Source organism: Frankia sp. AgB1.9 (assembly GCF_016786355.1).
Lineage (GTDB): Bacteria > Actinomycetota > Actinomycetes > Frankiales > Frankiaceae > Pseudofrankia.
In genome coordinates this window covers 1-10,548 of sequence record NZ_JADWYX010000195.1, presented here as the reverse complement: position 1 = coordinate 10,548, position 10,548 = coordinate 1, and the positions used below count along the sequence as shown (strand labels likewise).

Here is a 10,548-nt window from a genome sequence, read left to right as displayed (position 1 = left end):
ACGGATCATTCCGGCCGGATCTCACCACCTGATCCACAGCCGACCAGCCCACGCACTTCTCAAACAGGCCCTAGCGGCTACGGCAACCGTGCCATCGCGTGGTTGCTCGTGAGCCCCAACCTGCGGCCCGGTCACCGGCGGCCAAGCGAGCGAACGCCGCGTCGATCTCCTCCGCCTTCCCCACCGCCTGGCGCAGCGTCGCCCTCAGCTGCTCACGCTCGAACGGCATCGACAGATCCTGGGCTACCCTGATGGCAGGGCGTGATCCACGCCTAACCTCGGAGGGTCGTCCCAGCGCGACCACGGTGAGAGGCAAAGGGGCTCGGGCCTCGGATCATCGTCATAGGTCCGCTCGTCTCGAACGTCGACGGCCGCTGGGTGCTCGACGTCGGGACGCGGGAGAGCCGATGACGGCGAACAAGGCGTTCAAGCAGCGCGTGCGCGAACGAGCGCGCAGGACGGGCGAGTCCTACACGGCCGCGCTTCGGCACTTCCGGCAGCCCTCCGAAGGAACCACCGTGCCGAACAGCAATCCCTTCCGGATCTCGGTCGCCCAACTCGACGCGCCGACGGATCCTCGTGATGCCGACGCGTTTCAACGGGTGGGCCACGATGTGCGCCGTCTGATGACCGAGGCCCACGATCAGGGCGCTCGCCTCATTCATTTCTGCGAAGGAACGCTCTGCTCGCCGAACAAGCGGATACTGTCAAGTGATCCGACCACCATGGCGGACGCCGACTGGAGCCGCTTCGACTGGGCGGCTCAGCGTGACCAGCTTGAGGCGATCAGGAAACACGCCGCGGCATTGCGTCTATGGACAGTCGTCGGAGCAGTGCACCAGCTCACTGAGCCGCATCGTCCGCGCAACAGCCTCTACGTGATCGACGACCAGGGCCGTATCGTCACCCGCTACGACGAACGGATGCTATCCAACACCAAGGTCAGTTATTTGTACACACCCGGCACCAGTCCAATCACCTTCGACATCGACGAGGTGCGGTTCGGGTGCGCACTCGGCATGGAAAGCCAGTACCCGGAGCTGTTCGCCGAGTACGAGCGAGCCGACGTTCACTGTGTGCTGCTCTCCACCATGGACAACGGCACTGTCTTCGGCCTGCAGACACAGGCGCACGCCAGCACCAACAGCTACTGGATCAGCTATGCCACGGTCGCTGCCGACGCGGCCGCCGCGCCATCCGGAATCGCTGCGCCTGACGGCCGCTGGGCGACCCGATGCGGACCGGATGCCATCTCGGCCCTCGTCACCGTCGATATCGGCCGTGAACATGAAGGCCTCGCGCGCCCCTGGCGGCGAACGGCCCGCGGCGGCAGGTACGCCAGCGCGGTCGTCGACGACGATCCTCGAGCACAACGAAGCTCGCTCTGATGCCAAGGTCTCGACGGGCGCGCCCGAAGCGTTTCGCCCATCCCGGGTAGACGCTTCGGGAGGGCAGCGTCTCCCCTGACGCACCGGCACCTTCCGGGCGGCCAGGCAAAGGCAGGAACCGCCGCCGCCGGCTTAAGGCCGGCGGCGGCGGCGTGGCCTCAGGTCAGGCCGGGAATGGCGTCTTCTTCGCCGCGGCGATGATGGCGTCCGCGTCAGCCGGCAGGAGGTACCCGGTTTGCTGGGCCGCCTTCGTGCTGCGCGTGACGGCGTCGACGTACGCACTCGAGGTCGGGTAGCGCTCGCGGATCTGCTCGGGGGTCAGTGGGGTCCGCGATCCGAACAGGCTGCAGAAGATGCTGCTGGCCTGGCTCTTGCCGGTCAGGATCGTCAGCGGGGCATCGACGGCGGCCGTGCGAATTCCACCCTTCGCGATCCCGAGCTCGTCCCGGACGATCGCGCCGGTGCCGTCGGTGGTGAGCCGCGGGGGTGTGGGGGGCCGAGCGCCGTCGACCACCCAGCGGGTCATCGCCGCGTAGGCCGCGCGCAGCACCTCCGCCTGCGGCCCGTCGTTGATCGTGCCGCATAGCTGCGTGAAGTCGGTCTTTCCGGTGGTCCACCGCGCCGCCGACGCGACCCCGTAGTCGAGCGTGCTCTGGTCGGCGTGGGAGGTTCCGGCGATCTCCCACGTCACGATCTTGTTCGAATTCGGCTGCCGAGCGTGCACGAAGTCCAGGACGCCGAGGTCAGTCTCCGTCTCGAACTGCATGACCGGAACTGCGGTGTCCAATGCTGACGGCCGCCAGGCACTCCTGCGCATCACTCCCGCCGGAACGCTCCGGATCGACGAGACCAACGAGACCCTGAACGGCTACCTCGCGTTCCTGCTCGAGGGCGTGACCAGCAGGCAGGCGGCCTCCGTCGCCCGGTCGCTCGACCTGCTCGGCGCGGCGCTGCGGACCACCTGGGCCAGCCAACCGGGCCAGAACCACCCCCGGCGAAAACGCTGACGCCGACAAAAACACCGACGCGGGCGGCGTCGACCCCGAGGCCGGTCAGGCCGGTCTGGCGCGCAGCCCGTCGGTGAGGACGGCGATGACGGCGTCGAGAGCGTCGGGACCACCGGTCCGCATCAGGGCGACGGCTGTCAGTGCCTTCACGTCGGCATAGGCGACATCGGGGCGGACCGCTCCCGTCTCCTGTGCGCGGTTGAGCAGGTCACGGAGTCGGGCCGACACGTCGACGCCTGCTGTCTCGGCCGCGGCCTCGATGTCGTAGCCCGCGCCCGCGAGCGCCTCGGCCAACCCTCGGTGCGCGGCACCCGCGCGGATCAATTCGACGAAGAACGCGAAGAACGCGCTACCAGCGTCTTCCGTCTCCGCGAGAACCGCGGCGCGGCCTACGAGCCGCGCCATCCGATCGAGCAGGACCGCCGCGAACAACGCCTCCTTCGTCGGAAAGTGGCGGCTGACCGTGCCCGTTCCCACGCCGGCGCGCCGGGCGATCTCCTGAACCGGCACGGACAGCCCTTCGGAGGCAAAGGCGTCGGCCGCGGCACGCAACACCTTCTCCCGATTACGCCGGGCATCGGCGCGCACGCCACGGCCCGCCCGTTCGGCCTCCACGGTCGCTCAGACCTCCCTCATCACAAGCGGGATGGCCATCCCGTATAGTTCGGAGAAGCGGGACGGCGGTCCCGAATATAGCCGGTCCGACCCCCAGCTCAAGGGATCCGGAGGCGATCAACCATGGCCGACACGAGGACACGACACCGCTGGACCGACGCCGACATACCTGACCAGCAAGGCCGGACGGTCGTGGTCACCGGCGGCAACACCGGCCTGGGCTTCGAGACGGCTCGGATGCTCGCTCGGCGAGGAGCGAGCATCGTGTTGGCCTGCCGGAACGAGGAGAAGGCGGCGGCCGCGGCGGAGCGAATAGAGACCGTCGCCTCGCCCGATGCCGAAATCAGCACCGTGCCGCTCGATCTGGCTTCCCTGGCATCTGTTCACAGGGCCGCGGAGCGGCTGCGGGCCGAGCATCCCCGGATCGACCTGCTGATCAACAATGCGGGCGGAGTCAGGCCCCGGTATGGCCGCACAGAGGACGGCTTCGAACTGACGCTGGCCACGAATCATCTCGGCCCGTTCGCGCTGACCGGCCTGGTGCTGGACCGGCTGCTCACGACCTCTGGCTCGAGGATCGTGACGGTCAGCAGCATTGGCCACCGGCGTGGCCCCATCAACTTCGACGATCTTCAATCTGAACACGGCTACCGCTACAACCAGGCCTACTTCCAGTCGAAGCTCGCCAACCTGATGTTCACCTACGAGCTGCAGCGACGGCTCGCCGCCGCGGAGCGGGACACCCTCGCCGTGGCCGCGCACCCGGGAAACGCACGCACCGAGTTCGGCCGCGACATGAACGTGATGGTCCGGGCCGCGATGAGCCCGCGGCTACGGATCATCACGAGCTGGATGCTGCAAAGTCCGCATATGGGCGCCCTCGCGATCGCGCGTGCCGCGGCCGATCCGACTGCCCGCGGCGGGGACTACTACGGGCCGCCGGGACGCTCCCAGTTCACCGGCCATCCGGCCCGCGTCGAATCCTCCCCGCGGTCCCATGACCAGTCGGCGCAACTCCGCCTGTGGCAGGAGTCCGAACGCCTGACCGGCGTCACGGTCCCGCTCCCCCCGCCGTCGTACAGGCAGGCCTAGAGCTCGATCGAGCCGGTCCTTTGTCGCTCACGCCGCCGATCCCGACACGCAGTTCGCGCCCTCGGCGGGGCCGAGGCGAAGAGCCGCAAGCACAACTGGATGCCGCTTCCGCCGTCCCCCACGTCCCGGCGGGAACCGTCTCCGCGTAGCGGGGAAGGGACGCCGTAGCCATCACGGGTCATGATGAATCGCGTGGAGCTTCGCCAGCTGCGGTACTTCGTCGCGGTCGCTGAGCATCGTCATTTCGGGCGGGCGGCGCAGCAACTGCACATCGTGCAACCGGCGGTGAGCCAGCAGGTCCAGCGACTGGAACGCGAGCTGGGCCTGCCGCTGCTGGACCGGACGACCCGCCGCGTCAACCTGACCAGCGCGGGCGAACGCTTCCTGGACCACGCCCGCGAGGTGATCGACGCCGCCGACCGGGCCCAGGCGGCGATGCGGCTCCTGCGCGCCGAGTCCCCAGCGGAGCTGCGGCTCGGCACCACGACCGGTCTCGGCGGGCACCTCGCCCGCGCCCTCGACGACTTCACGCGACGCCGGCCTGGCGTCCGGGTCGAGCTGCTGCGGCTCCCCGAGGAGGAACGCCTGGCCCGGGTGTCCGCCGGGGACCTGCACGCCGCGTTCGTCCGGCGGCGAGCCGACGTGGCGATCCCGCGCGGACTCGTGATGGCCGACGTGCTGACCGACCCACTGGTGGCCGCTCTCCCGCAGGACGCCACCTCGCCCCGTCGCCGGACGGTTCGGCTCGCGGAGCTCGCGCCGTTGTCGATCCGGCTGCCCGAGCGGCAGGCGAACCCCCTGCTCGTCGATGCCGTCACGCAGGCGTGCCGGCAGGCCGGCTTCGAGCCGAGGTTGGGCCCGGCCGGCGACGATCAGGACACCCTGGCGCTGATCGCGGCTGGCCGGTCGAGCTGGACGGTGTTCTTCTCCCCCAAGGCCGACCTGCTGGAACGTCAGGGCCTGCCCGGCGTCGCGTTCCGACGGATCGCCGCGCCGCGGATCACGATCGTCACCGCCCTGGCCTATCGCCGCGCGGGCGGCCACCCGGCGGTCGCCGACCTCGCCGACGCCGTGCGCGCCACGTTCGCGCCGCTCTCGTCCTCGGACCTGGCTCAGCCCGGGTCGAGCTAGCGGACCGCGTTCCCCGTCCATGTCCCGCACAGGTGGGTCCTGCGACGATCAGAGGCATGACGAGCCTGGATCTGGTCACCGCCCGTCTGATCCTGCGTCCGATCACGGCCGCCGACGTGGCGGATGTGGTCGCCACCTCCTGGGCGGCCGGCCGGCCGGACCACTGGGCCGACGACTACCCGGACGACGGCGACCAGGGCATCGCCGAGCTGCTCAACCAGCGGCCGGAGCTGCTCGGCCCCCGCGGCCACCGCCAGATCATCGAACAGGGCCGCGGCCTGGTCGTCGGAGGGATCGGGCTCTTCTGGCCGCCGGTCGACGGCCGGATCGAGATCGGCTATGGCGTGGTGCCGTCCCGGCGAGGCCTCGGCTACGCCACCGAAGCCACCCTCGCGCTGGTCGAGTTCGCCTTCACCCTCCCGGGTGTGCGCACGATCTACGCCGACGTCGACCGGCTGAACCGACCGTCGATCCGGGTCCTGGTCAAGGCCGACTTCCTGCACGGCGAGACCAACGGCGATTTGGCCCGATTCCACCGCGACGCCCCGGCCGTCGAAGCCACGAACTGACCGACCGGCGGGCTACGGAAGACGGTGTTCGAGCGTCCCCGGTCCGCCGCGGGTCAGGAGGCCCAGGCGTGGGTGCGCAGGGCGACGATGCGGGGGTGGCGTTCCTCGACGCAGTAGCCGTACTCGACGCGGCGGCGCCAGACCGTGAGCCGGCAGGAGCCGCCCTCGACCGTCCAGGTGCGTCGGCCGACGCGGTCCTCGATCTGCACCGGCTGCGGAGTGAGCGGCTCGGCGGAGCGCCGGTGCGCCCAGGTGTGCGCGGCCTCCCATTCCGGGAAGCTGCCAACCAGCTCGCCGTCGCCGTCGAACACGAGGTAGGGGCGGGTCATCGTCGTCACGCCTTTCCAGGAGGCGGCGCGGGTTTCCCGAGCGTCCCGGCGCTGGCGCCGTGATCGGATCCCGGCCGCTCGAAGCGGTCGGGGACTTCCGGCCACGGACATCCCGCCGACCGCCACGCTGCGGTCGGCACCCGGACGACGAAATCGGCGCCGAAACGGACGCGGCCGGCCGCGCTGACCGGTCGCGCGTCGAAGGTGGCCGTCAGGCCCGCGGCAACCCGGTGGGCGCCAGAAATGACAACGGCGCGATCAGGTAGTCCACGAACGCGTTGTCGGCCGCGTAGGCCGCGGCCTCCAGCGGGGTGTCGAACGCCAGCACGACGCGGCGCGCCCGCCACGGGCCGCCCTCGAAGACGATCACGCCGAACTTCTCGGTCGCGTCGTCCGGCATCGGCCGCCGAGGCGGCGCAGGATCGGCGGGCGCGACGGCGGCCGGGCGATCGGCCGGCCGGATGCGCGCTCGCGGGGCGACACCACCGCAGGTGCGCGTACGTAGCTGGGAAGCCATGGGTACTCCAGGGGACGTCGTGCGCCGGAACGGCGGCCACCGCTGGTGGTCGCGCTTCCGTCAGCCCAATGCACCGGCCAGCTCGGCACGCGGGCCGCGGCCGCGTCGACGAGCGGGGTCGGGCCGGATCGGCGAGCGGGGAGGCCGGCGTTCCGGGAGGCCAGCGGCCTGGGAAGCCGGCAGCGAGGCCTGCTGGGACGTCGTAGCTCGCGCTCATCGCCCGCACTCCCCCCTGCATCGCTGCGGCCAACCTCTCACGCTGAGATGCGGACCTGCCACTCAAGGTGAGGACAGACCGGAAGCATGGCGCCCGCCGGACGCATATGCAAGAGCTTCTGTAAGGGTTTTGCTACGGGATGCTTCGACGCATGCGAGGACGGTGGCGGACCGGTGGCGAGATGGAACTACGAGTCGGACTCGACCGACTCAGTACGGACAGACCCGCGACCTGCGCGGCAACGCCTCGCGGCGCGTCCGGACCCGCGTCGGTGGGACGCGGGCAACGGCTCGGCCGGCCCCGTCGCCGGCGATTCAGAGACCACCCATGGACCCACCACTACCGGCGAGCCAGCGCCGTATCTCTCCGTAACGGCGGTCACGATGCCACCCAAGGCCGGAGGTCGCGTGACATTTGCGCCACCGGAATCGGGCCGGCCCGATGAAACCAACCACCACTCTTGGCCCATTACGTCGACGGCACCATCAGCGGCACTATTGGCCGCGAAAACGTCGACATCGGCGGCTAGCGCGCCAAAGCGGGCGGCGAGCCGACGGGGGTGGCGGCCGTGACAGCACCGAAGGGTCGCCCGTCGACGGCCGGCCGGCAGCCGGAACCGAGCCGGCCCGAAGGTGGAGCCGCGTCGGCGCCGGGAGGTGGGCCCGAGCGCCAGCCCGGCGCGCCCGACGGAGGGGAGACGACCATGGCGACCAGCGGCGGTCCGACGGTGCGCAGGCGCCGCCTCGGTTCCGAGCTGCGCCGGCTGCGGGAGGCCGCGGGCGTCTCCGTCGACCAGGTGTGTGACCTGCTGCGCTGCTCGGTCTCGAAGGTGAGCCGGCTGGAGAACGGCCGGGTCCCGGTGCGGACGCGGGACGTGCAGGACCTGCTGAGCCTGTACGGCGTGCATGACGACGAACGCCGGGAAGCCTTGCTGGCACTGGCCCGCGAGTCCCGCCGGCACGGGTGGTGGCACGACTATCACGACGTCGTCCCGGCCTGGTTCGAGATCTACATCGGGCTGGAGGAGGACGCCGCCTCGATCAGCGTCTACGAGTCCCAGTTGGTGCACGGACTGCTACAGACGGCCGACTACGCCCGGCACGTGATCCGCGCGGAGGCGCCGGAGAGCCCGGACGACGAGGTGGAGCGAAAGGTCGCGCTGCGGCTGGACCGCCAGGGCCGGCTGACCGGGGAGAACCCGCCGCGGCTCTGGGTAATCCTCGACGAGGCGGTGCTGCGCCGCCCGGTCGGTGGCCCAGTTGTCATGCGGGGTCAACTGGAATGGCTACGCAAACAGGCTGAACTTCCCAACGTGACGATCCAGGCCCTCCCGTTCGCGGTCGGCGCACACGCCGGACTAGGTAGCACATTCTCCATTTTGGGCTTTCCGGACTCCGGCGACCACGACGTGGTCTATATCGAAGAGGCGGCCGGAAGCCTCTACCTGGAACGCGCTTCGGAAATCCGACGCTATAGAGTGAAGCTCGACTACCTGATGGCCTCTGCGCTGAGTCCGGAGGAGTCGATTCAGATGATTTCATCCATAGCGGAGGAAATGAAGTGAACAAATACGAGAAGCCGTCTCTCGCCGGTGTGGAGACTGCCCGGCTGGGTTGGCGGACCAGCAGCTACAGCAATGGTGCCGGCGGCATGTGCGTCGAGGTGGCACCGCTCGGCCACGGCATGGTGGTGCGGGACTCGAAGAACCCCGCGGGTGCCGTCCTGGCGTTCTCGGCCGCCGAGTGGGACGCGTTCCTCGCCGGCGCTCGCGACGGCGAGTTCGACCTGCGTTCGGTGACTGCCTGACGCGACGCCTCCCCGCACGCGGGTGTGGCCCGCGCCGAGGAAGCCCCGTACCAGGAAGGCCGATGACGATCCCAGCGGGAACACCGCCGTGGCCGCCGTTGCCTTCCCGCACGCACGAGTGATCCAGCCGGCACGGCCCCGCCCGCGCGGCCGGCTGAAGAGGCGCCCGGCCTGGCCGGCCAGCCGTTCCCGGCTGCCGGCCAGGGCCGGCCAGCGCCCTACCGCGACTCGCCGCGACGCCGGCGCGGTCCGGTCCCGGACGAGCTGGCCGCGAGGTGCCTGAACGTACGCCCGCGGCCCCGCCAAGAGCCGATCCAACCCGCCCGGGCCGCCCAATTCCAGCAGCGGAGCAGCAGGGCGTCGAGAAGGCGCAAAGCGCCCCGGCGGCCAGCCTCCAGCGCTCGCCGCATCCGTCCTTCCTCGACCGGCCGATCCCGATCCCTCCAGCCTCGATGTCCCTGCGTAACGGGGCGTTGTCGGAACGGCGTGGTAGGCCGGGGAACGAAGCCACCGTGTCGAACGTCCCAACACGGCCGTTTTGGCTCTTGCATGACCGGCAAACGTCACGCACTCTTGTAGAGGTTCGGTCGGGCTGCGTTGATCTGACGTTCACCCGGTTGCGCCAGTCGGTGTGTGTCTGTGTCAGTCGGTGAGTCTCGGAGCGGTCAGCCGCCCCCGCCGACGGCCCGTCCGCACACCGCCGCGGCGGCCCACCGGACCGGCACGGGCGTGGAGAAGGCGGACCTCCGCCGGCAGGACGACAGGAGCAGGCAGTCGTGATCGCCAACCGGACCCGCACGGCCGCAGGGCCGCGACTGGCTCCGGCACGCGCGCGCCGCCCATCGTCTACTCCAACCGGCGCAGTGCTGTTTCCCCGGCTCCGGTCCGGGCCCGCTGGTGCCGCGCTCCGTCAGCGGCCGTCACCCGGGCCGCTGGCCACCGGGCGATCGCCCGCTCGGGTAGCCGCGGCCCTAGGCCAGGCCCGGTCCGCCGCACCGATCCTTGGTCCGCTGGCCGCGCCCTCCTGGTAGCGGCGCCCCGGACCTCTTTTCACCGCAGCTTCGCGGCGGCCTTCGCGCCGCCACCCGCTCGCAGCGTCGCGACGGCTCCCGTTCAGCTTTGCCAGCGTTCGCGACCTGTCGGCTCTCCTGCAGTTCTCCATCTGTCCCCCGGTTCTGGGAGGTGATCGCCGTGGCCACTGCCACGACAAACCTGCTCAACACCCCGCTCGACGACCCGCGCGCCGAGCGGGTCCGGCGAGCCGCGCTGACGGCGTACGTGGACGGCAAGATCACCTATGCCCAGGCGAACTCTCGCGTTCGCAAGGCCATCGAGCGCTTCCACGCCTGATCGAGCGCCGGTCGACCGGTGCGCCTCCCCTTGGTGCCAGTGATCGCTGTCTAGGCCCTCAGGTGGTTGTAGAAACGCCCGAATCGCAACCACCCGAGGGCCAAAACGGCGATCAGGGCCGCCCCCGGATCGGGCGGAGCGACGGCGGCGCCGGCCCGGCGCTAGAGCAGCAGCAGGCCGCGGCCGGCGACGCCGACCGACAGGCGCTGGCCCCAGGACAGCCGGATCGCGTCGCTCTCGATCCCGTCGCCGAACACGACCATGCGCTCGGACTCGACGGTGAGCTCGAGCCGGGCCGCTCCGGTCAGGAAGCCGTCCGTGTAGGCGGTGCCCGTCATCGGTGACGGCCACGCCTCGCGGACGAACCAAAGGAGCTGCCCGGACGCGGGGGGGGGGCGGGGGGGGGGGGGGCCGCCCCCCCCCCCGCCCCCGGGCGCCCCCCCCCCCCCCCCGCCACCAGACTGGCGGAGCTGGGCTACCAGACGCTCTGGCTGCCCGGCGGCCAGGGCAACAACCTGGCCCAGATC

The 10,548-nt window shown here is 70.7% G+C and carries 12 protein-coding genes and 1 pseudogene; 8 read left to right on the top strand and 5 right to left on the bottom strand.

Going from position 1 to position 10,548, the window contains the following annotated elements; all coding sequences use genetic code 11:
* Positions 1–407 precede the first annotated feature (407 nt).
* Entirely contained in the window at positions 408–1,388 is a 981-nt protein-coding gene (locus I6A60_RS39365) for a carbon-nitrogen hydrolase family protein (protein WP_203022146.1), read from the top strand.
* Positions 1,389–1,551: 163 nt separating this feature from the next.
* On the opposite strand, the gene I6A60_RS39360 is transcribed toward I6A60_RS39365, so the two are convergent.
* A complete protein-coding gene (locus I6A60_RS39360; protein WP_203022147.1) occupies positions 1,552–2,154 on the bottom strand; it encodes an alpha/beta hydrolase domain-containing protein in 603 nt (200 codons plus the stop codon).
* 13 nt (positions 2,155–2,167) lie between these two features.
* On the opposite strand from I6A60_RS39360, the gene I6A60_RS39355 reads away from it, so the two are divergent.
* Positions 2,168–2,395, top strand: coding sequence for a hypothetical protein (locus I6A60_RS39355; protein WP_203022148.1), 228 nt, complete (start codon positions 2,168–2,170; stop codon positions 2,393–2,395).
* A gap of 45 nt (positions 2,396–2,440) precedes the next feature.
* Here the strand turns inward: I6A60_RS39355 and I6A60_RS39350 are convergent, their stop codons facing one another.
* Positions 2,441–3,010, bottom strand: a complete 570-nt coding sequence (locus tag I6A60_RS39350) for a TetR/AcrR family transcriptional regulator (RefSeq protein WP_203022149.1) — start codon at positions 3,008–3,010, stop codon at positions 2,441–2,443.
* A 123-nt stretch (positions 3,011–3,133) separates the two neighbouring features.
* On the opposite strand from I6A60_RS39350, the gene I6A60_RS39345 reads away from it, so the two are divergent.
* The 3 genes from I6A60_RS39345 (at position 3,134) to I6A60_RS39335 (ending at position 5,802) form a co-directional block, all read left to right on the top strand.
* Positions 3,134–4,102: an oxidoreductase gene (locus tag I6A60_RS39345; RefSeq protein ID WP_203022150.1), complete on the top strand. Its 969-nt coding sequence runs from the start codon at positions 3,134–3,136 to the stop codon at positions 4,100–4,102.
* A 192-nt stretch (positions 4,103–4,294) separates the two neighbouring features.
* Complete coding sequence (locus tag I6A60_RS39340) at positions 4,295–5,233, top strand: LysR family transcriptional regulator (RefSeq protein WP_203022151.1); 939 nt, start codon at positions 4,295–4,297, stop codon at positions 5,231–5,233.
* A gap of 56 nt (positions 5,234–5,289) precedes the next feature.
* Positions 5,290–5,802, top strand: coding sequence for a GNAT family N-acetyltransferase (locus I6A60_RS39335; RefSeq protein ID WP_203022152.1), 513 nt, complete (start codon positions 5,290–5,292; stop codon positions 5,800–5,802).
* Between the two features lie 53 nt (positions 5,803–5,855).
* Here the strand turns inward: I6A60_RS39335 and I6A60_RS39330 are convergent, their stop codons facing one another.
* Positions 5,856–6,131 (bottom strand): hypothetical protein, encoded by a 276-nt coding sequence (locus tag I6A60_RS39330; RefSeq protein WP_013427974.1) that lies wholly within the window; start codon positions 6,129–6,131, stop codon positions 5,856–5,858.
* Between the two features lie 211 nt (positions 6,132–6,342).
* Positions 6,343–6,648 (bottom strand): hypothetical protein, encoded by a 306-nt coding sequence (locus tag I6A60_RS39325; protein ID WP_203022153.1) that lies wholly within the window; start codon positions 6,646–6,648, stop codon positions 6,343–6,345.
* 920 nt (positions 6,649–7,568) lie between these two features.
* Here I6A60_RS39325 and I6A60_RS39320 point away from each other — a divergent pair.
* From I6A60_RS39320 to I6A60_RS39310, 3 genes are all read left to right on the top strand, one after another.
* Complete coding sequence (locus I6A60_RS39320) at positions 7,569–8,429, top strand: helix-turn-helix transcriptional regulator (RefSeq protein ID WP_013427976.1); 861 nt, start codon at positions 7,569–7,571, stop codon at positions 8,427–8,429.
* A complete protein-coding gene (locus I6A60_RS39315) occupies positions 8,426–8,671 on the top strand; it encodes a DUF397 domain-containing protein (protein WP_013427977.1) in 246 nt (81 codons plus the stop codon). The genes I6A60_RS39320 and I6A60_RS39315 overlap by 4 nt, the downstream gene beginning before the upstream one ends.
* A 1,191-nt stretch (positions 8,672–9,862) precedes the next feature.
* Complete coding sequence (locus I6A60_RS39310) at positions 9,863–10,021, top strand: hypothetical protein (RefSeq protein ID WP_203022154.1); 159 nt, start codon at positions 9,863–9,865, stop codon at positions 10,019–10,021.
* Between the two features lie 161 nt (positions 10,022–10,182).
* Here I6A60_RS39310 and I6A60_RS42495 read toward each other — a convergent pair.
* A pseudogene (locus I6A60_RS42495) lies at positions 10,183–10,548 on the bottom strand (hypothetical protein); the annotation flags it as partial.

Excerpts from the sequence above, each read along its gene's own strand:
- I6A60_RS39365 (WP_203022146.1), top strand. The coding sequence starts at position 408 with ATGACGGCGAACAAGGCGTTCAAGCAGCGCGTGCGCGAACGAGCGCGC.
- I6A60_RS39360 (WP_203022147.1), bottom strand. The coding sequence starts at position 2,154 with ATGCAGTTCGAGACGGAGACTGACCTCGGCGTCCTGGACTTCGTGCAC.
- I6A60_RS39345 (WP_203022150.1), top strand. The coding sequence starts at position 3,134 with ATGGCCGACACGAGGACACGACACCGCTGGACCGACGCCGACATACCT.
- I6A60_RS39335 (WP_203022152.1), top strand. The coding sequence starts at position 5,290 with ATGACGAGCCTGGATCTGGTCACCGCCCGTCTGATCCTGCGTCCGATC.
- I6A60_RS39330 (WP_013427974.1), bottom strand. The coding sequence starts at position 6,131 with ATGACCCGCCCCTACCTCGTGTTCGACGGCGACGGCGAGCTGGTTGGC.
- I6A60_RS39325 (WP_203022153.1), bottom strand. The coding sequence starts at position 6,648 with ATGGCTTCCCAGCTACGTACGCGCACCTGCGGTGGTGTCGCCCCGCGA.
- I6A60_RS39320 (WP_013427976.1), top strand. The coding sequence starts at position 7,569 with ATGGCGACCAGCGGCGGTCCGACGGTGCGCAGGCGCCGCCTCGGTTCC.